The organism is Bacillus sp. AFS037270 (assembly GCF_002585305.1).
This window is the reverse complement of the sequence record NZ_NUNF01000002.1, coordinates 82,976-103,113: the sequence shown is the minus strand read 5'-3', so window position 1 is coordinate 103,113 and position 20,138 is coordinate 82,976. Positions and strand designations below refer to the sequence as shown.

At 40.4% G+C, this 20,138-nt stretch carries 16 protein-coding genes; 12 read left to right on the top strand and 4 right to left on the bottom strand.

Annotated elements, in window-relative coordinates; genetic code table 11:
* Positions 1-92: 92 nt before the first annotated feature.
* From COD92_RS00885 to COD92_RS00865, 5 genes are all read left to right on the top strand, one after another.
* Positions 93-695, top strand: coding sequence for a class I SAM-dependent methyltransferase (locus COD92_RS00885; RefSeq protein WP_098531148.1), 603 nt, complete (start codon positions 93-95; stop codon positions 693-695).
* Positions 696-761: 66 nt separating this feature from the next.
* A complete protein-coding gene (locus tag COD92_RS00880) occupies positions 762-1,406 on the top strand; it encodes a LytTR family DNA-binding domain-containing protein (RefSeq protein WP_098531147.1) in 645 nt (214 codons plus the stop codon).
* 130 nt (positions 1,407-1,536) lie between these two features.
* A complete protein-coding gene (locus COD92_RS00875) occupies positions 1,537-3,051 on the top strand; it encodes a succinyl-CoA:acetate CoA-transferase ScpC (protein ID WP_098531146.1) in 1,515 nt (504 codons plus the stop codon).
* 284 nt (positions 3,052-3,335) lie between these two features.
* A complete protein-coding gene (locus tag COD92_RS00870) occupies positions 3,336-4,697 on the top strand; it encodes an arsenic transporter (protein ID WP_098531145.1) in 1,362 nt (453 codons plus the stop codon).
* Positions 4,698-5,046: 349 nt separating this feature from the next.
* The gene (locus COD92_RS00865) at positions 5,047-6,051 is read left to right on the top strand and encodes a DUF418 domain-containing protein (protein ID WP_098531144.1); all 1,005 of its coding nucleotides are present in this window, start codon (positions 5,047-5,049) and stop codon (positions 6,049-6,051) included.
* A gap of 116 nt (positions 6,052-6,167) precedes the next feature.
* On the opposite strand, the gene COD92_RS00860 is transcribed toward COD92_RS00865, so the two are convergent.
* Positions 6,168-6,650: a hypothetical protein gene (locus tag COD92_RS00860; protein ID WP_098995840.1), complete on the bottom strand. Its 483-nt coding sequence runs from the start codon at positions 6,648-6,650 to the stop codon at positions 6,168-6,170.
* Positions 6,651-6,884: 234 nt separating this feature from the next.
* Here COD92_RS00860 and COD92_RS00855 point away from each other — a divergent pair, with 234 nt between their 5' ends.
* From COD92_RS00855 to COD92_RS00840, 4 genes are read left to right on the top strand one after another with little or no spacing between them, the layout of a single operon-like run.
* On the top strand, positions 6,885-7,835 hold the full coding sequence (locus COD92_RS00855) for an ABC transporter permease (protein ID WP_098995839.1): 951 nt from the start codon (positions 6,885-6,887) through the stop codon (positions 7,833-7,835).
* The gene (locus COD92_RS00850; RefSeq protein ID WP_098531141.1) at positions 7,828-8,781 is read left to right on the top strand and encodes an iron chelate uptake ABC transporter family permease subunit; all 954 of its coding nucleotides are present in this window, start codon (positions 7,828-7,830) and stop codon (positions 8,779-8,781) included. The genes COD92_RS00855 and COD92_RS00850 overlap by 8 nt, the downstream gene beginning before the upstream one ends.
* Entirely contained in the window at positions 8,778-9,539 is a 762-nt protein-coding gene (locus COD92_RS00845) for an iron ABC transporter ATP-binding protein (protein WP_098995838.1), read from the top strand. The genes COD92_RS00850 and COD92_RS00845 overlap by 4 nt, the downstream gene beginning before the upstream one ends.
* A 20-nt stretch (positions 9,540-9,559) precedes the next feature.
* A complete protein-coding gene (locus COD92_RS00840) occupies positions 9,560-10,507 on the top strand; it encodes a siderophore ABC transporter substrate-binding protein (protein ID WP_098995837.1) in 948 nt (315 codons plus the stop codon).
* Positions 10,508-10,550: 43 nt separating this feature from the next.
* On the opposite strand, the gene COD92_RS00835 is transcribed toward COD92_RS00840, so the two are convergent.
* Entirely contained in the window at positions 10,551-11,087 is a 537-nt protein-coding gene (locus COD92_RS00835; protein ID WP_098531138.1) for a ribonuclease H-like YkuK family protein, read from the bottom strand.
* Positions 11,088-11,666: 579 nt separating this feature from the next.
* Here COD92_RS00835 and COD92_RS00830 point away from each other — a divergent pair.
* The gene (locus COD92_RS00830) at positions 11,667-12,260 is read left to right on the top strand and encodes a biotin transporter BioY (protein ID WP_098531137.1); all 594 of its coding nucleotides are present in this window, start codon (positions 11,667-11,669) and stop codon (positions 12,258-12,260) included.
* Between the two features lie 63 nt (positions 12,261-12,323).
* On the opposite strand, the gene COD92_RS00825 is transcribed toward COD92_RS00830, so the two are convergent.
* Positions 12,324-13,181, bottom strand: a complete 858-nt coding sequence (locus tag COD92_RS00825; protein ID WP_098531136.1) for a hypothetical protein — start codon at positions 13,179-13,181, stop codon at positions 12,324-12,326.
* Between the two features lie 549 nt (positions 13,182-13,730).
* Between COD92_RS00825 and COD92_RS00820 the strand changes: the two genes are divergently transcribed.
* Together COD92_RS00820 and COD92_RS00815 are read left to right on the top strand one after the other, a co-directional pair.
* Positions 13,731-15,776, top strand: a complete 2,046-nt coding sequence (locus COD92_RS00820) for a glycoside hydrolase family 2 protein (RefSeq protein WP_098995836.1) — start codon at positions 13,731-13,733, stop codon at positions 15,774-15,776.
* 96 nt (positions 15,777-15,872) lie between these two features.
* On the top strand, positions 15,873-19,031 hold the full coding sequence (locus COD92_RS00815; protein WP_255295233.1) for a family 43 glycosylhydrolase: 3,159 nt from the start codon (positions 15,873-15,875) through the stop codon (positions 19,029-19,031).
* A 65-nt stretch (positions 19,032-19,096) separates the two neighbouring features.
* Here COD92_RS00815 and COD92_RS00810 read toward each other — a convergent pair whose 3' ends face one another.
* Positions 19,097-20,011, bottom strand: a complete 915-nt coding sequence (locus tag COD92_RS00810; protein ID WP_098995834.1) for a helix-turn-helix domain-containing protein — start codon at positions 20,009-20,011, stop codon at positions 19,097-19,099.
* Between the last annotated feature and the right edge of the window lie 127 nt (positions 20,012-20,138).

The following is a 20,138-nucleotide window of genomic DNA, read 5'->3' as shown; positions in this document are numbered from 1 at the left end:
AAGAGTGCCGCTTAGATTGATTTTGTATCTAAGCGGTTTTTTTCGTTGCCCTTTGTTAAAATAAATAGAAATAGAGAATTTAGGAGTCACCTATGAAAGAATATTACTATGATAAATTACTTAATATTAAAACCCGCGGCGACCAGCAGGGATTTAATAAGTCGATGCATTATCATCGTTACGAGCCCACACCGTACAGTGCACTAGAGGAACTGTTTCGCCATTATGGGATTCGTCATGACGACCATATTGTGGACTTTGGATCTGGTAAGGGACGGCTCAATTTTTATCTTCATTATTTCTATGATGTTAGAGTTGTTGGGGTTGAAATGAATGAAGACCTTTACGATGAGGCACTGCAAAATCAGAAGCGTTATGTGAAAAAGACTGGGAAGGACAAAATTCAATTTGTTTGCTGCTTGGCAGAAGAGTATGAAATCAGCAGCTTCGATAATCGTTTTTATTTTTTTAATCCGTTTTCGATTCAAGTGTTTCGAAGAGTAGTTAATAATATCCTGCGCTCTTTGGAGCGGAACCCAAGGGAAGTAGAGCTGGTTTTATATTATCCGTCTGAGGATTATATTTACTTCCTAGAACAGGATACTGCTTTTGAGTTACAGAAGGAAGTAATCTTACCGTATGTTTACGAGCATAATCAGAATGAACGGTTTTTAATTTATCGGCTAGCGCTGTAGATAAGTGTAAAATAGTAGAAATGGTGCCTGTCACCATTTACAATCTCTCCAAGGGAGTTATAGTGTATGGAAAGTATTACGGTTGTTTCTCTTTTAGATGTGATTAGTGAGTTGTTTTCGGAGGAGATTTCGATTGCAGTTTCTAATACTCGGGAATATATTTATTTCCGGCCGAGTAAGCGGGTTGATTTGAAGATCAGGGCGGGGGATCCTTTAAAGGAGGGGACGATAGCCTATAAGGCGATCCATTCAAAACAAAAGATTTCCGAGTTTATAAATCGGGACCTATTTGGCGTCCCTTATCACGGTATGGCGGTTCCTTTCTTTCATGAAGGTAGGCTGGAAGGTTGTGTGACTGCAATTTATCCTGCTTTAACGAGCGGAAAGCTGGTCGTGACGATCAAAACAGAGGATGGCTGGATACCGGTTCCTTTTTCTCAAGTGATCTATATCGAAGCCAAGGATAAAAAAACGTATGTTACCACTATGGAACTTAGCGGTACACATAAGTACTCTTTACAGGAATTTGAGTTCCATCTGCCAAAGGATTATTTTATCCGTTGTCATCGCTCGTTTATCGTAAATGTAAATCATATTAAAGCGATCTTTCCTGACACTCACTCTACCTTCATCTTGTCGATGGATAACGGCGACAAAGTCCCTGTGAGTCAATCGTATTCAAGTTATTTTCGAAGATTGCTAGGTTTTTAAGTAAATACTGTTTGAGAATGTAATAATGCTGGTTTATCTGAATTTTCCGTAATTTATCCTGGAAATCTCTATTTGATAACCTTTATCGGTTACAATTATCTCAAAATTCACTTAGGGGAGTGGAGATAGCATGGAAAATTATGTAGAGCGGATTCGTGATCAGCGTTTGTTAAATCGTATCGTAACACCAGAAGAGGCGGCTTCATGGATACAAGACGGGATGACTTTGGGGTTAAGCGGGTTTACACGTGCCGGAGATGTGAAAGCGGTGCCATTCGCTCTGGTCAAACGTGCTGAAAAGGAGACATTTAAGGTAAATGTGTATACGGGTGCGTCCTTGGGTTCTGATGTTGATAAGTTGTTTGCAGAGGCCGGGATTCTTGGAAAAAGACTTCCCTTTCAGGCTGATCCGACCATGCGGAATAAAATTAATAATGGGGAAATGATGTTTGTAGACCAGCACCTATCACATACGGCGGAATTAGTAAGAGCAGGTGTAATGGAGCTTGTCGATTTTGCTATTTTGGAAGCGTTCTCTGTGACGGAGGAGGGAATGGTGATACCAACCACTTCAGTAGGGAACTCCCTCTCATTTGCATTAAATGCTAAATCTATCATTATAGAAATCAATTTGGCCCATCAAGTCAATCTTGAAGGTCTCCATGACTTATATGATCCCGGAAAGCAGGGGGAGCGCGGTCCGATCCCTTTAACAAAGGTCGACGATCGAATCGGAACCATCGGCATCCCGGTGGATATGGAAAAGGTGAAAGGGATTGTTTTTACAAATCAGCTAGATTCTCCATCGACGATTGTTCCGCCTGATGATGAGACTGTCGTTATGGCGAACCATTTGATTGAGTTTTTGCGGACGGAAGTGAGGACAGGAAGATTGACGAAACGGCTTGCTCCATTGCAATCCGGGATTGGTTCGGTGGCTAATGCTGTCCTGCACGGCATGCTAGATTCGGAGTTTACTGACTTAGAAGTCTATTCAGAGGTATTGCAGGATGCTGTATTTGACTTACTTGATGCCGGTAAGGTGAAATTTGCTTCATGCTGTTCCATTACCCTTTCTGACGGAAAAATGAAGGAGGTTTACGGGAACTTTGAAAAGTATCGTGACCGGTTAATCATGAGGCCGCAGGAGATATCAAATCATCCAGAAATCATTCGCCGTCTGGGGTTAATTTCGATTAACACAGCTTTAGAATTGGACATGTATGGGAACGTGAACTCTACCCATGTACTAGGCACTAAGATGATGAATGGGATTGGCGGCTCAGGGGATTTCGCACGTAATGCCCGCTTAGCTATTTTTGTAACAAAGTCTATAGCAAAGGGTGGAAAGATTTCAAGTATTGTACCGTTTGTGTCCCATGTCGACCATACCGAGCATGATGTGGACATTATTGTGACAGAGCAGGGATTTGCAGATTTACGCGGATTGGCACCAAGGGAGCGCGCGGAGTTAATTATTGAGCGGTGTGCTCATCCGTTGTATCGCGAGCAGCTGCGTGAATATTATCAAGAAGCACGAATGAGAGGCGGACAAACTCCTCATGTATTAGAAAAAGCGTTATCCTGGCACACAAACTTTGCCGCAAATGGAACAATGAAATTACCGATTGGCCAAACCGTATAATATAAGTACAAACAGTGCTAAGAGTAGGAAGGGTGACAGGCACCACAGATGGACAAATGTCCATCCGTGGTGCCTGTCACCTTTTTAATATCTAGATTCCCGTGGATTTATCCTAGAAAAGGGTACAAACCTAGAGCCTGTCTAATTTGGGTTACATATCATGAAGTACAGTCATACAGAGAGATAAATGGAAGGGAGGGACAAGTGCGGACAAACCTGAGGGAGGAGGCAGGTCCGTCTTATGAAACATCATGAATTACTAACTAGAATGAAAGGGGAAAGACATGTTATTTCAACCAATGGTATGGATGACGATCCTATCTTTTGTGGTTACGTTAATATTTATTCTTTGGAGGCCAAAAGGGGTTAATGAAGCAATTCCAGCAACAATTGGGGCGATATTTGTATTATTAAGCGGCAGTGTGTCGCTGTCTGACCTTGGATTGATTACTGAGACTATAAGCGGTGCTGCCATAACGATTATTGCGACAATTGTCATGGCGATCGTGTTAGAAAGCTTTGGATTCTTTAACTGGGTTGCCGAGAAGCTGGCTGAAAAGGCTCGTGGGTCCGGGATTCGGTTATTTTGGTATGTGAATCTCTTGTGCTTCCTAATGACACTGTTTTTTAATAATGATGGAAGTATCTTAATCACTACGCCAATTTTGGTAATGCTGCTAAATAATATGGGGTTAAAGAACCATCAAAAGATTCCGTATTTATTATCAGGCGGGCTGGTCGCGACAGCATCGAGTGCTCCAATTGGTGTAAGTAATATTGTGAACCTGATCGCACTTAAAATCGTGCATATGAGTTTGTATTTGCACACAGCGATGATGTTTGTACCAGCAACACTCGGGCTTCTGTTCTTAGTTTTTCTGCTGTACCTTCGATTTAAAAAAGTCTTACCGAAAACAGTTCCTACTAAGGTAAGCGGATTAACACTCACATCTTACCATCCACTTATGCCGGAACCAAAACATTCTTCCGGAAAAGAGCGGTCCAAGTTTATGCGGAATGTGCTCCTATTTGTATTTGCTGTGAGGATAAGCCTGTTTGTCGCCTCTTACATTGGAATTCCTGTTTCCGTCATGGCTGTGATTGGTTCGCTTGTCCTGCTGGGCTGGAGATGGGTCTACCTAAAAATACCACCGGTGGATATGATTAAAAAAACGCCTTGGTATATTCTCGTTTTCGCGTTTAGTATGTACGTCATCATATATGGCCTCAACAATATTGGTCTAACGGACTGGTTAATCGGATTCATGCGCCCGATGGTTTCCGGAAGTTTACTGCATGCTAGTGTGATGATGGGGACACTGCTATCCGTTCTATCTAATATCTTTAACAATCATCCGGCCCTGATGGTTGGAACGCTAACGTTAACACATATGGGGCTAGACATGCTTACTTTGAAAGTCGCTTATTTGGCTAACGTTATTGGAAGTGATATGGGGTCACTGCTTCTGCCAATGGGAACCCTTGCTACACTAATGTGGATGCATATTATTCGGAAGGGAAAGGTCAAGTTTTCTTGGTGGGAATACGTAAAGATTACAATAGTTGTAATACCACCTGCAACCTTGTTTACGTTAGTCGTCTTGTATTACTGGGTCTCCAGTTTGTTCGGGGGAGCACTTCAGTGAGTTAGAGATGGAGTAGCTCGAAGAGGTTATCAGTCTATAAGAAAGGAAAAGGAAAGGTGACCACTTGGTTAGAAAAAAAAGCCAAAAAAATAATCCAAACTTGTTTGGCCGACAAAGGATGGATTAACACGCTCGTATTTGCACACTTATTAAGCCGTGGTAGTAAGTGACCACGGTTTTTTTCATTTCGGAAAAAGATCGGTATATAAATAAAATATGAATCTGAGTATAACTATGTTCATCACCATAAAAAAAATATAAAGCCCACTATTGGTGACAGGCACCATTAACATTAAGAAAACATGGTAAACTAGTGACATGGTAAAACGAAACTGATTAGGAGATTACTATGAGTGCAATAGGGGACAATGAGCGGATCGATGTGTTGGATTATCTGCGGGGGGTTGCCTTGCTGGGAATTATTTTGGTTAATATTGGGCCATTATTGGCCGTCAATCCCCCGGCAGCAAATTCTGCGGATGCAGCTTATTGGCGGTTTTTGTATTTATTTATTGAAGGCCGTTTTTATACGATTTTCACCTTCCTGTTTGGTGTCGGCCTATTTCTTTTCATCGACCGTGCCAATACAAAAGGGAAGAAAGGACAAGTGTTGTTTGTACGGAGACTAATCGTGTTATTCATATTTGGATGGGGACATGTGCAGTTTCATCCGGGAGAAGCATTAACAATCTATGCCGTCTCAGGTCTGATCCTCCTGCCATTTTACAAAGTGAACAAAAACGTCAATTTTATCTTCGGTGTCATCATGCTAGTAGTATTAGGACTTTTTGCTGCAAAAATCTTTATGGTTATTCCGTTGATGTTGTTGGGGATTGCCGCGGGCCAATATCATCTGTTTCAGAGAATTCGGCATCACATAAAGGCAACAACTGTTTTTACGGTAATAACGTTAGTCCTAAGTCTAGCGGGGCTGATCTTTCAATATCAATCCGCACCGAGTCCTGTGGATGTCGCTAATTCCATCCAAACACAGCAGTTTATGAGCATTGGTATTACGATTGGCCCTGTGATTTCAGCCTTTTATGCGGGATGTATCGTGCTGCTGATACAATTACCTTTTTTCCGTCAACTATTAGCTCCTTTAAAAAGCTATGGCCGAATGGCGTTTACTAATTATTTAATGCAAACAACCTTAATTTTACTGGCTGGAAAAATCCTGCAGCTGCAAAATCATATTAACTATCTTCAAACACTCTATATATGCTTGACTATTTATGTCATCCAATTAATCTATAGTACGCTATGGCTTCGTTATTTCAAGTTCGGTCCAATGGAATGGGTATGGAGAGCCTTGACCTATCAGGAGTTACCCCCAATGCGAAAAAGATCCTAGCCGAGCCTCAGCCTTTCCGCCCTGGAGGCAGTTATACTAAAAATGCTCAGTGCCCGCTCCATCTCTTAGAATACTGGGCGGGCACTTTGTTAGTTTTGTAAACATTTAAGTATTAGTTATTGATTAATTTTAACATCATGATCTTTTGCCAGTTTATTCAACTTACTCTTATAATCCCGGATATGCTCTCTTGCATCGGCCAGCATATCATTTGCCTCCTGAACTAGCGCAGGATCCTGCTCCTCGAGGGCCTGTTTTATGGTAACAAATGCTTTATATTGAATGTCAGCCCCCTCAATATAAATCTCATGTATCCCCTGTAACTCATCGGTTTCTATCTTGACTGAATCCAATTCTTTAATAAATTCATTATAGTTTGGAATGACTTCTTTGGTTAACGCATCGTACATCGTTTGGTCATCCTTATAATTCGCTCCGGACACACCTTCGTAGGAAGAAACCGCTGCCGCTTCTAACTTCCCTGCTTGTTTCATTTCTTTATTCACATAATTTAACAAATCATCTTGTACTGGGTCACTAAAGCATCCTGACACTAACAAAATGAACGGTAAAACAATGGCTAATAGTCCCTTTTTCACTCGATCCCCCCCTAATCCTCAATTTATGAGGCGCTGGAAGTCCAATATGTTAGGGAGTAAAAAAAAGGACAGTACTCTCAGTCACAAATAAAGGGTGGATTTTTTCCCAACAGGTTATTAAAAGATTGATAAATATTCTCAATTAGCTATTGACACTATTTTCCTCAATTGTTTATACTTAATTTAAATGATAATGATTTTCAATATCATTAAAAATAATCTATGGAGACAGCGATGAAGAAACGATATTTATTGTTAGTGTTAGCTATATTGTCAGGGATCTCATTGTTTGTAGGGGTTAGCAGCATTTCGCCTATCGATCTCATAAACTTCCAATCTGAAGAAACTCAAATATTTCTGATCAGCAGGGTACCGAGGCTAGTGGCCATCATCCTTGCGGGTGCAGGAATGAGCATTGCCGGACTCATCATGCAGCAGCTCAGCTGTAACAAATTTGTTTCACCGACAACTGCAGGAACACTGGATGCAACCCGTTTAGGAATATTGGTTTCGATGCTGCTGTTTGCAAATGCCTCGATGATGCAAAAAATGCTGGTTGCCTTTGCATTTGCGCTTGCGGGAACATTTTTATTCATGCAAATTCTTGACCGAATTAAGTTGAAGGATGCAATTTTCATTCCACTAGTAGGCTTAATGTTCGGCAATATTTTATCTTCCGTCACGACGTTCTTTGCCTACAGGGCAGATGTGATACAAAATATGTCCGCCTGGCTGCAAGGGGATTTTTCCATGATTATGAAAGGGCGTTATGAGCTCCTATACATAAGTATTCCGATTTTAATTATCGCCTATTTTTATGCCAACCGTTTTACTGTGGCTGGAATGGGGGAAGATTTTTCAAAAAATTTAGGTCTTGCCTATCGGAGAATCGTCAACATTGGATTGGTGCTCGTTGCGCTAATAACGGTCACTGTTGTGCTGACAGTCGGAATGATTCCGTTTCTCGGTCTAATTATTCCGAATATCATCTCTATTTTTAGAGGCGACCACCTGCAAAAAACGCTGCCGCATTCGGCCTTACTAGGAGCAAGCTTTTTGCTAGTTTGCGATATTCTGGGGAGAATCATTATTTACCCGTACGAGATTTCAATTAGCCTGATGGTTGGGGGCATAGGCAGCGGAATCTTCCTCTATCTTTTGTTTAGGAGGAGAGCTTATGCGTAACCAGTGGATAAAAATAGGGAGCTTAGTCTTAGGCGCACTGCTGTGCTGCGGGATTTACTTATTTCACGATCTTAATGGCAGCTTTGATTATGCACTCCCCAAAAGGGCAGTGAAGGTCATCGCTATGATCATTACAGGATTTACGATCGCCTATGCGACGGTTGTTTTTCAAACGATTACCCATAATCGTATTTTAACACCGAGCATTATGGGGCTTGATGCCCTCTATTTACTGTTGCAAACCGTAATCATTTTCTTTCTGGGTTCCGATCATTTAGTAGTGGTCAATAAACAGGTTAATTTCTTAATCTCTATAGTCATAATGATTGTCTTTGCTCTCGGACTTTATCAGTTTCTTTTTAAAAAGGGCGGTCAGTCCATTTACTTTTTACTACTCATTGGAATTATTGTCGGCACCTTTTTCTCGAGTATATCTACGTTCTTTCAAGTGCTGATCGATCCAAATGAATTTCAGATTGTCCAAGACCGAATGTTTGCTAGTTTTAACAATATTAATTCAGACTTGGTTTGGCTGGCACTATTGCTGGTTGCGGTCGTCATTATTTATGCCTGGCGCTATATGAAATACCTCGATGTATTATCGCTGGGCAGGGAGTGGGCCATTAATCTTGGTGTCCCCTATGATTCGATTGTGAAAAAAATGCTGATAATCGTGGCCATCTTTATTTCCATTTCAACCGCACTTGTAGGGCCGATTACTTTTTTGGGCTTAATTGTTGCGAACCTTTCTTATCAGTTTTTTAAAACCTATAAACATAAGGTACTCATTACCGGGGCGATTGTAATGAGTGTTATCGCCCTTGTCGGCGGGCAATGGGTGGTTGAGCGAATCTTTACTTTTTCGACCACGCTCAGCGTGATTATTAACTTTTTCGGCGGGATTTACTTTATCTATCTACTACTAAAGGAGAGGAAAGCAGCATGATCCAAGTGAAGTCATTATCGAAGTTTTACGGTAAGAAGGCGGTTGTCGAAGATGTGACCGTTGATATCCAGCCTGGAAAAATAACCTCCTTTATTGGGCCGAACGGTGCCGGGAAGTCAACGCTTTTGTCAATGGTCAGCCGGCTCCTCGATGCAGATACGGGTGAAGTGCTTGTCAATCAGTCCAATGTCCGCAAGATGAAGTCGAATGATTTTGCCAAATCCGTTTCGATTTTAAAACAATCGAATTACATGAATGTCCGGCTCACGATCCGCGAACTGGTTTCGTTTGGCCGATTTCCCTACTCTAAGGGGCGGCTCACGGAGGAGGATGAGCGGATGGTGGATCAATCGTTAGAATACATGCATCTTACGGAAATGCAGGATTGCTTTTTGGATGAACTATCAGGGGGACAGCGGCAGCGTGCGTTTATTGCGATGGTGATTGCTCAAGATACGCAGTACATCCTGCTCGATGAGCCTCTTAACAATTTGGATATGAAGCATTCTGTTCAGATTATGAAAATCTTGCGCCGCTTAGTAGATGAGCTGGGTAAAACGGTTGTTATTGTTCTCCATGATATTAATTTTGCCTCAGTCTATTCTGATTGGATTGTCGCCATGAAAGATGGAAAAGTGGTCAAAAATGGCCCGACAGAGGAAATTATCCAATCGGAGGCTTTGAGTGAGATTTATGATATGGATATTCCGATTCAAGAAATGAACAATTGCCGAATTTGCGTTTATTTTAATTCATAAAAAAAGGGAGAGTGGACTAGATGAAAAAGTGGAGTTTACTAGGGTTTATTTTTACGATGATTTTGGTGTTAGCAGCTTGCGGCGGGACAAAAGAGGAGGAGGCATCTCAAACAGCTTCTAGTGAACAATCAGAGGAGAAGATAACGATTAAGCATGAATATGGTGAAGCAGAAGTTGAGAAAAATCCGAAGAAGGTCGTTGTGTTTGATTTTGGTGTCCTAGATACCCTAGATGAGTTAGGTATTGAAGTAACAGGAGTTCCCCAAGCAACGATGCCTTCTTATTTAAAAAAATACGGTGATAAGAAATATACGAATGTAGGCAGCTTGAAGGAACCGGATTTTGAGGCGATTCACGCGTTGGAGCCGGACGTTATATTTATCTCAGGGCGTCAAGCGGAATTATACGATCAGTTTGCGGAGATTGCCCCAACCGTTTATGTAGGGATTGATTATACAAATTACATGGCTTCCTTTACAAAAAATATGAACTTAATCGGTGAGATTTTTGGAAAAGAAGGTCAGGTAGCTGGTGAAATAAAGGATGTTCAAGAAAGTGTGCAGGCGTTAAATAAAAAAGCATCTGCTCTTGACCAAAAAGGCCTCGTTGTTCTAGCGAACGAAGGAAAAGTGAGTGCCTACGGCCCAAGCTCTCGTTTTGGTATCGTCCATGATGTTTTTGGCTTCGGGGCGGCCGATGAAAAAATTGAAGTCTCTACCCATGGACAAAGTATTACGTTTGAATATATTAAGGAAAAAAATCCGGATGTCCTGTTTGTGATTGACCGGGCAACGGCTGTAGGCGGCGAAATTGGCGCCAAAGAAATTGTAGAAAATGAGCTCGTCAAAAAGACATCAGCCTATAAAAATAACAAAATTGTCTACTTAGATGCTGACTCTTGGTACCTAAGCGGCGGCGGTTTAAAATCGCTGAAAGGTATGGCAAAAGAGGTAGAAGCAGCCCTTTAATAAAAAAGCGTCAGGCACCATGAGAATTTCGGTGTCTGACGCTTTATTTCGTATAGCGATTGGCATAGCTAGAGGCTACAAAAGCATCCGGTTTGATTTTTGGTTCCACCCCCATTGATTCCATTCGTGTTACCATTTCTTTAACGAATTCTCTCGTCTTATTGCGTTTGCCGGCCCCTATATCGATATGCCCTTCCATGGTGAAGGTTGAACCCTCGTAAAGATAAGGGAGGACGATCGCGATAAGCTGATTTTTCCGTTCTTCGGTGAACATGGCGACTATTTCCTCTGTTAAAGATAATTCAAGTGAAATCCGCTCATGAAGCTGTGTCATCTTCCTTGGGACAACGACCTTTCTTATACAGGCCCACACCCCATTTCCTTCATTTTGAATGACAATTCCGGTGATAAAAACCGTTTGCGATTTATGGACCTGTGAATCTGTGCCCACCATCAAGCGATAGTTCCCTTTAGGATTGAGCGACATAAAGGTAACAATCCGCTCAAACACCTGCTCGAATGAGAGTCCATTCTCTTGAAGATTTTGAAATGTATGGTGGTACGCTGAATTATTTTTCATATTGAAACACCACATCTTTCCCTTCGTTAAAAAGCTTTGACTTCCTCTTATTTCTATCTTATGCGGGGGGACAACTGTCGTGCGGACCATAAAGGGTAATTTCAATCTAATTAATATGTATGTCGTGTTTTGAAAAAATAGTAAAACGAGAGGGAGGTGTGGGGTAATACGGCTAGTCCTTTTGCCTGCCGGCTATAATAATCGGGACAAAAAATTATCTTAAAAACGTTATTTGCCTAACAATATTTGTGTCAGTCCATCATTAGATAAAGAAACAAGATTAATAGAAAAAGGATGATGAGAATGGCAAAGAGAAACAGAGGAAAGACAATCAGCAACCTTCCTTCAAATGGACGGGGGACATGCCCATTATGCGCAAGAACCGGGATAAAATTGCTATATTCACATAAAACAGAAACAGGCCAAACCATCCAGGTTTGTAAATACTGCCGTAATAAATAAGGTTATTCTCCAAAGCTTTCGATATTCATATTGTTAACTACTATTAATTTTCAGTTGACAATGATTCCCTTACCATTTATTTTAAAGATAAGATAAAAAATATAGGTGGGGGATTAAATGAGGAATTTAAGGGCATTAGATTTAACACTTGCTGCTATGTTTGTGGCACTGATGGCCATTGGGGCAAATATTTCGACGATTGCTCCATTTTTACATGTGGGCGGAGTTCCGATTACACTACAAACCTTTTTTGCTATTTTAGCGGGAGCCATTTTAGGAAGCCGTTTAGGTTCAATTGCTTTGACCGTTTATATGTTAGTGGGCTTAGTCGGAGTTCCTGTTTTTGCTGACTTTACCGGCGGGCTTTCCATTATCATAAGACCTACATTTGGCTTTATTCTTTCTTATATATTGGTAGCATTTATGATTGGTAAAATGGTTGAAAGGAATAAAAGCCTGTCTGCGTTTATCACTGCTTCGTTAATAGGAATGGCGGTCAACTATCTTTTCGGAACCAACTGGATGTATTTCGCATATAAACTTTGGGCTGCAGCTCCAGAAGGTTTCTCTTACAAAATGGCATGGTTATGGATGGTAGCACCCCTGCCGAAGGATATCGTCTTATCCGTCCTAGCCGGAATAATGGCCCACCGCCTCGAAAAAACCGTCCTATCCAAGGGCCAATTCAAACAAATCAAACGTGGTGCCTGACACCATTAATCATTTTGTCACTATGCAAAAGCGGTTCAACCGATTGGTTGAGCCGCTTTTGCTTTAGATTTTGGATGCCAAAGAGCCTTTATGGAGAGATTTACTAATGAATTCGGTAAAGAGAAGGGAGAGGAAAGATAGTACAATGTAATACCATGTGTCCCACCATACTAAACTGTGGAGGATTCCGGCACGTCTCAGTATGTGTGTGGCGCAGTACATACAAAGTCCTATAACAGGGTATTTTTCCCATCGTGGTAAAGGCTGAAATTTGGCCATAAACACGTAAACAATACTCGCACATAAATAAAAAATGGTTGAAAAAGCTGTCGTATCTTTAGATTGGTTAGCAAATAAACCAAACTCATAATAGCGATTAGAAAAAAACATGATCGGGATAAAATGCAGCGAACCTGAAAAGGGACTTATAATGAGATATAAACAAAGGGTGTGAAAAAAGCCTTTTAATGGGACACTCATTTTTCGATAAAGAAATTTAGCAAATAGAAAATAAAAGGGAAGGCCAATGGACGTATAGACAGTCTTCCACCAATGATGCTTATAGATATGTAGTTCTAAAAAAAGCCATTCAATCCCCGCATACAGAGCAATCGTAAATGCCACCCAAAGCCAATTTCTACGGAAAGCCGCAAGAAAGGTGGCAGCCACAGGTAATGTTAAGGCATTAGATGCGATGGCACCCAAAGCACTATCATAAATAGGATCGTGTTTGATGATATGAGGATAATATTGATAGCTGCTTAAAAAGTTATAAATGACAGCCTCAATGATATACCCCAGCCCGACCATGCCCATAAAAGTTAATAAGGCTTGTCTGACATCTGATTTTATACATATATAAATAAGAAGAATGATACTAATGAATCCAAGTCCGAGATAGCATAATGAATTTAAATCCACTATCATACCCCCTTTAAAAAAATAGTATCCATCTCCAATTAAAATTTATTCAATAGTAGCCTAACATAAGAAAATAGGCCCATGACACAGTAGAAGTCTATCATGTAAAATTTAGCTACAATTGTAAAAATATTCTTTAGATTTAATCATCTAGTCAATTATAAAACTTAATTTTGAAACGGGTTTCATAATCGTTTAGTTATTTTGGTATCAAAAAATATAACATTAAAAAATATCTGGTCAATCATCCGTTAATCAGCTTATATAATTAAACTTTGGCTGATCAGAAAAGTAATGATGAAGTATCAGCAGTTTAAAATATGGCGACTCAACGTTCGTTTAGAAACAACACTTTGAAGGACATTAGGGGGGTGATGAAAAATTTAGTTATCCAAATAATTGTAAGCGTTTCTATTTTAGAGATTTATGAAACCGATTTCAAAAATAAGTTGTTTTTTTGAAATCAAGCAGTCTAAAAAGGTGAGGTTTTCAAATTTAAAAGTACTTACTTTTCAGGATTAAGAATTATATCAAACGGGAGGTTGGCAAATGAATCGAAAATTCACTAGTTTTGGGATTGGTGTTCTTCTTCTTGGCTCCACGTTTTTTGCTGGGCTGCCTAATGCCAAGGCAGATACAAAAGGAAATAATGTGAATATTGCTGAACATGAACCGATGAATACGAAAGTGCAATCAATTGATGGAACGAATGTGTTGTTTCAATATGGGGAACCAGTTCCTTCGTTTGATACATGGACGTTAAAAGAGCAAAGTAGAAGTTATTTAAACCTTGATGGTAAGTGGAAATTCGCCATGGACCCAAATAATCAAGGGTTGAATGAAAAGTGGTTTGAACAAGGATACGGTGATAAAAATTGGCAAGAAGAAAAGGTTCCGGGCAGTTGGGATCTGTATGATACCCCTGGATTTGGTACATACGATGGATCAAACTTCGGAAAAGGAAGTGCTTTTTACGATGGTTACGCTTGGTTCCGGACACATTTTTCGCCTGATGCTAATTGGAAAAACCAATTCGTCAAGCTTAATTTTCTTGGCGTTAACTATCGTGCATGGGTTTATGTCAATGGTCATTTGGTGGGGGAACATGAAGGGGGATATTCACCTTTTGCCCTGGATGTAGGCGAATATTTACAACCTGGAAAAGATAATGTCATTGCGGTCCGAGTATACCGTAAACCGACCTATGATTCCTATACAAGCTCGAATCCGAAACCAATTACAGCTGACACAGAACTGCCGTATAAACCGGTAGACTTTTGGCCATATGCAGGGATTACACGCAGTGTTTATTTAGAAGCAACATCCGATGTAAATGTTAGCAAAATACTAACTGCAACAGGCGATCATACCTTAACAACAAAAGTGGTTGTGTACAACCATGGCGATAAAGAAGTACATCGCCAATTAGTTGTCGATCCAGGGGAAAAAACAGGTGGAGATCCTAAGTCACAGGAAGTGGATTTAAAACCTGGTGAAGTAAAAGTCGTTTCAATGGATTTCCAAATTCCAAAAGCAGCCTATTGGTCTCCAGATTCCCCGAATCTTTATCAAGTAACCGCAGAACTTTATAAAGGAAAAGGGGAAGGTCAGGTTATTCAAAAAGGAAATGGGTCTCTCGATGACAGTCTTTCCACAAATTATGGAATGCGAACCATTGCAGTAGAGAATGGCAAATTAACACTAAATGGGAAACAGGTATTTTTGAAGGGACTTAACTGGCATGAGGAAACGGCTGCAAGCGGCCGCTCTATGACAATTGAAGAATATAATACGGAATTGAGTCATGTTCTGGATGTGAATGCAAACTTCATACGTAATAGCCACTACAATCGTCATCCATATGTGTATGATTTTGCGGATCAACGTGGATTAATGGTGCTTGATGAAGTAGAGAATATGTGGCTTGATACAAAGCAGGAAGCGCTGCAAACAAACTCTTATGGTCTCTCTAGAGCCTTAGCTTTAAGTATGGCTTGGAATCAAATCAATCACCCTTCCACCATCATGTGGTCATTACAGAATGAGTCAGGGATTTGGGATGATCAAACTGTTTATCGTAATTGGCTGGCAGATATGAAGGAAGCGGTCAAAAGCGTTGATATCCAAAAACGTCCCGTCACATGGGCATCTGGAAGCAGCTGGGACCCGGCTTATGACTTGGCGGATGTAATTGGTTTAAATGAATACTTCGGTTATTTTTATATGCAGGATTCAGACTTGGGGCGGACATTGGATATCGTTCATAAAACCTATCCAAATAAGCCAATTCTGATTACAGAAAATGGAACATGGGCCTATGCAGATGAAATCAATAACCATGGACCAGAAACACAGTCCGGAACAGAAGAATGGCAATCGTACAAGTTCCTAAATCACTGGAATCAGGTAACAGATCCTAGTCGCCTGCCTTATATGGCCGGCTATACGTTCTGGGTGTTAAAAGATTATAAAGAAAGATTAAACTACAACCAACAGATTAATGGAATTTCCACAATGGGCTTAATGTCTTTCGACAAAGAAAAACCACGTTTGATATATGACACCTTTAAAAACGCAATGAACCCTATTCGCTAACGGCTCAGGAAGTAGGGTTCCTCTACATGAAATTACCTCTTTGACTACAGAAGGAAAGAAACATTAATAAAGTAGGGAGGAATCTTGTTGCTTAAAATGAAAAAGGTTTTATCTTCGATTTTAACAGCTTCACTCATTACAATCCCAACCTTTTCCTCAACCGGACATGTTTCTGCTGAGGGGACAACCGTGGACACAGACGTGCTCTATTTTGTGAATGCAGGTGACCCGACCCCTGATACGGTCGAGGGAACCGATCAATTTGGGCGGTATTCTAGTAAAACAGAGCAAAAATACGGTGTAGACAGTGTTACTGGAAAAACATGGGGATTGGTAACCACCGCTAGTAATACTAGTGTCTCTAATGGCGCTGATAAATTTGGCTCACTTCGATATTATAACGGACCGCAAGTTAGGGATAAGGCATTAGAGTATAAGTTCGAGCTGCCGAATGGTCAATATGATCTTACATTAGGATTCAAAAATCCGTGGAGCGGCCGAAGTGTGAATATCATCGGTGAGGGACAAAATCTATCCAATGGAGATTTGGATATTGGAAGCTATAATGCTGAAAAAGAGGTTACTTATCAACAGGTTTCGGTAACGGATGGAGAATTAGATGTCAGAATCCAAGGACCTGCCACAGCTGCCCTATCAAACTATAATGACCCATTAGTAAACTATATCATTATCAAAAAATATGTTGTGATTCCTCTTTCAGATTTGGATGCAAAAATAGAATCGGCAAAGAAAGAGGCGGATAAAACAAATACCTATACCCAATTCAGCCTAGAATCACTAAATAAAGCCATCACACAAGCAGATGCCCTGGTTAAAAATATCAATGAAAACGGGTTAGATAGTGAGAATAAGACGATTCAGGAGCAAATTCGAACAGCCATAAAAAATCTAGACTCTGCACTGGCAGGGCTTACTGTTTACGCTCCAAATACTTCCTATAAACCGGGGCAAGTTTGGACAGATACAAACGGTGCCCTTATTCAAGCGCACGGCGGCGGGATCATGTATGACGAGCAAACGAAAAAATACTATTGGTACGGGGAAGATAAAACAAATGGATATCTTCCTGCCAGAGGGGTAAGAGTTTATTCTTCTACTGATTTATATAACTGGAAAGATGAAGGCTTAGCCCTTACTGCCATTGAATCGATGGATCAGTTTGAGACCGACCCGTTAATCTCTAGACTTTATGAAGGCAGAAAGGACAAAGCCGATATTTTAAATGATATTGGTACAGACCGGGTAATAGAAAGACCTAAAGTCATCTACAATGAAAAGACAAAAAAATATGTCATGTGGATGCATACCGATGGCCCTTCGACTACATCAACTGCGATGTATGCAAAAGCGGAAGCTGGTTATGCATTAAGTGACTCTCCTACAGGACCTTTCGTTTATCAAGTAAGCAATCGGATGGATAGAGCACCTAAGGATGCCACCTACAATGGTCAGCCAGATCAGCCGGGGATGGCTCGTGATATGAATTTGTTCAAGGATGATGACGGTACTGCATACTTGATCTATTCTAGCGAAGAAAATAGGACGATTTATATTTCAAAGCTAAATGATTCTTATACCGATGTAGTAGGCTGGCATAAGGACGGAAATATAGAACGTGATACTGAGTATAAAGCGGTTTATGGTGAGGATTATGTGAGGGTATTTCCAGGTGCGCAGCGTGAAGCACCGGCAATGTTTAAATATCAAGGAAAATACTATTTAATAACATCTGGCGCTACCGGCTGGGACCCTAATCCAGCTAGGTATACAGTGGCGGATAATATATTTGGAGAATGGAAGCCTTTGCGTGATCCTTCGATAGGCGACAAAGCTTCGACGACATTTGATTCACAAAGTACCAACGTTATTCCAGTCGATGCTAAAAAGGGTAAGTTTATTTTTATGGCTGACAGATGGAAGGCTAGTGATTTAAAGGATTCAAGATATATTTGGCTGCCAATTGAGTTCGGCCAGGGTGATGAAATGAGTCTGCAATGGTATGAAGAGTGGAAACTGGATGCATTAGACAGAATGGGGAAAGTCACCATCAATACAGAACTGCCTGAGAAGGTGTCTGTTGGTCAAGTGCCCACTTTACCGAATAGAATCAACGTAACAAATTCAGAGGGGGAAAAGCTTGATACGGCGGTAACATGGGCAATTAATCCAGCAGATTTCTCAAAGCCTAGTACCGTTGTCGTTGAAGGCACACTTTCTGAGTTAGCCAATAAAGTGATTAGAACAAAAATCTTAGTTATCCCGGATCATGTAAGATATTTTGTCCATGCGGGCGGAGTGAAAACAAGTGATTACGTGACATGGTCTTCTTATATGGAGAATACACTATTAAACAAAGATGTAATTGATCAAAAGTATGACCCAGTTAATGGTCAGACATGGGGATTTGTTGGGGATAAAACAAGACTTGCTGGCGGAGAAGGTGATGATTTATTTTCTTCATTACGCTACCTTTTAGCGAATTCTGGTGATGACCTTTCATATAAGTTTGATCTAAAAAATGGTAAGTACACGGTATATACCGGTCTATATGATCGCTGGTATTCATCGACTAAGGGAAGCAGAAAAGCGGATATCCTAATTAACGGTGAAACAAAAACAAAGGGATATGTATTTACAAGTGCATATGATGCTCTAAGCTATCAACATGTGAACGTAACGGATGGAAAATTGGATGTGACTGTTCGCAGGGTACCTGGTTCACCAGATCCGCAAATCAGCTGGATTATGATTGTGGAAGAAGATATAACAGCTCCAGTCATTACGGTTAAAGGTAATGAGGGAACCTATTCTGTTGATGGAAACATATCCATCTCCTGCAGTGCAAGCGATAATTTATCTGGAATTGAATCTGTTGATTGTCCGGCCATTGAAGGTCCAGCATATGAATATAGTGTTGGTGTAAATAAATTTACAGCAAAAGCTACAGATCATGCAGGGAATTCCTCGGAAGCTGAAATTCAATTTACAGTGACTGTTGACTTCGACAGTCTAAGCCGATTGACTGAGTCGTTTATTACAGACGAAGGAATAGCGCATTCACTTACAGCCAAACTTGCCTCAGCAAAAGAAGCATTTGCTGGAGGAAATAAAGAGGCTGTGGCAGGCAAACTTAAAGCATTTGTGAATGAACTGTCGGCCCAAAGCGGTAAATCTATTACGGAAAAGCAAGCAAATCTATTAATATCACTGTCTAGTAACCTTTTATTAAAATAAAAAAGACAGATCTAAAGGAAAAATAAAGTAAAACGGACACGCCCTAGTTGAGTGATGAAACAGAACTAGGGCGTGTCCTCATTGCTTTTAATTGATGATTTATTATTAGGTACTTTTCCAACATATTGTTTTCGGAACTGATTGGGAGTTAAATGTTCCAGCTTTTTGAAGATTCTACTGAAATATGCGGATTGTGTGAAACCACTGCTTTCTGAAATCCTATCAATGCTCCAATCTGTTGAAACCAATAATATCTTTGCTTGATCAATACGAATTTTATTTACATATTCAATCGGTGTACAGCCAAAGGACTGGATCATGCATCTTGCAATATGATTGGGATGGAATTTGAGAGCCCGGCCAATACTTTCATAGGTCACTTTTTTGGCATAATTTTTCCGCAAATAAACGGCTGCTTTTTCTGCGACCGCGAATGCGGGCAGAGAATTGGCTAAGTGCATATGATTTGAAAGTTCTTGGAGTAATTGCTGAAAAAGGATCTGCCGCTGCCATTCTCTAGAGTAGATAGACTCATTTTCCGATGAAGTAATTTTTGAGCACAGGAGTTCAACCGCTTCAGAATTGGATACTTTGCAATATTTGGGTAGTGTAATTCCGAACGGGCTCTCTGATAAAAAGTTTCCACAATCTTCAGCAGCTCTTTCCTCGTAATGAAAAGGTTTAGAAATGGTAAGGTCCTGCCAGCCCTTCGAAGAAACAAAATGAAACCAAAAAAAGTCGGTAATTTCATCACACGGTGAAATAGAATAATGGTGCCGATCGGGGTAGAGAATCAATGCATTTCCTCTACTAACCTTATATTTACGATAATCTTCACCCATGAACAATTGTCCTTTTGTGACAACTAATAAATCAAAAACACCAATATTATTTCGATTTAGATGTGTTTGACCGATATCAAAAGTATTTTTACCGGCGGCAAGAAGTGTTGGTAAAGGCGGGGCAAACAATTGAAGCATTTGATCTCTCCTCTAATGTTAGGATTGTGCAATTTTTTGTTATGATTTTATATTTTATTCTTTAATAATAACACTATAATTGGTTCATAAATGTTTTTATTTTAATGTATTTATGTAAAGAGGTGTA

Coding starts and splice junctions, on each gene's coding strand:
- COD92_RS00850 (WP_098531141.1), top strand. CDS start 7,828: ATGCGTAACCAGTGGATAAAAATAGGGAGCTTAGTCTTAGGCGCACTG.
- COD92_RS00810 (WP_098995834.1), bottom strand. CDS start 20,011: ATGCTTCAATTGTTTGCCCCGCCTTTACCAACACTTCTTGCCGCCGGT.
- COD92_RS00835 (WP_098531138.1), bottom strand. CDS start 11,087: ATGAAAAATAATTCAGCGTACCACCATACATTTCAAAATCTTCAAGAG.
- COD92_RS00840 (WP_098995837.1), top strand. CDS start 9,560: ATGAAAAAGTGGAGTTTACTAGGGTTTATTTTTACGATGATTTTGGTG.
- COD92_RS00875 (WP_098531146.1), top strand. CDS start 1,537: ATGGAAAATTATGTAGAGCGGATTCGTGATCAGCGTTTGTTAAATCGT.
- COD92_RS00870 (WP_098531145.1), top strand. CDS start 3,336: ATGTTATTTCAACCAATGGTATGGATGACGATCCTATCTTTTGTGGTT.
- COD92_RS00820 (WP_098995836.1), top strand. CDS start 13,731: ATGAATCGAAAATTCACTAGTTTTGGGATTGGTGTTCTTCTTCTTGGC.
- COD92_RS00845 (WP_098995838.1), top strand. CDS start 8,778: ATGATCCAAGTGAAGTCATTATCGAAGTTTTACGGTAAGAAGGCGGTT.
- COD92_RS00830 (WP_098531137.1), top strand. CDS start 11,667: ATGAGGAATTTAAGGGCATTAGATTTAACACTTGCTGCTATGTTTGTG.
- COD92_RS00815 (WP_255295233.1), top strand. CDS start 15,873: ATGAAAAAGGTTTTATCTTCGATTTTAACAGCTTCACTCATTACAATC.
- COD92_RS00885 (WP_098531148.1), top strand. CDS start 93: ATGAAAGAATATTACTATGATAAATTACTTAATATTAAAACCCGCGGC.
- COD92_RS00865 (WP_098531144.1), top strand. CDS start 5,047: ATGAGTGCAATAGGGGACAATGAGCGGATCGATGTGTTGGATTATCTG.
- COD92_RS00855 (WP_098995839.1), top strand. CDS start 6,885: ATGAAGAAACGATATTTATTGTTAGTGTTAGCTATATTGTCAGGGATC.
- COD92_RS00880 (WP_098531147.1), top strand. CDS start 762: ATGGAAAGTATTACGGTTGTTTCTCTTTTAGATGTGATTAGTGAGTTG.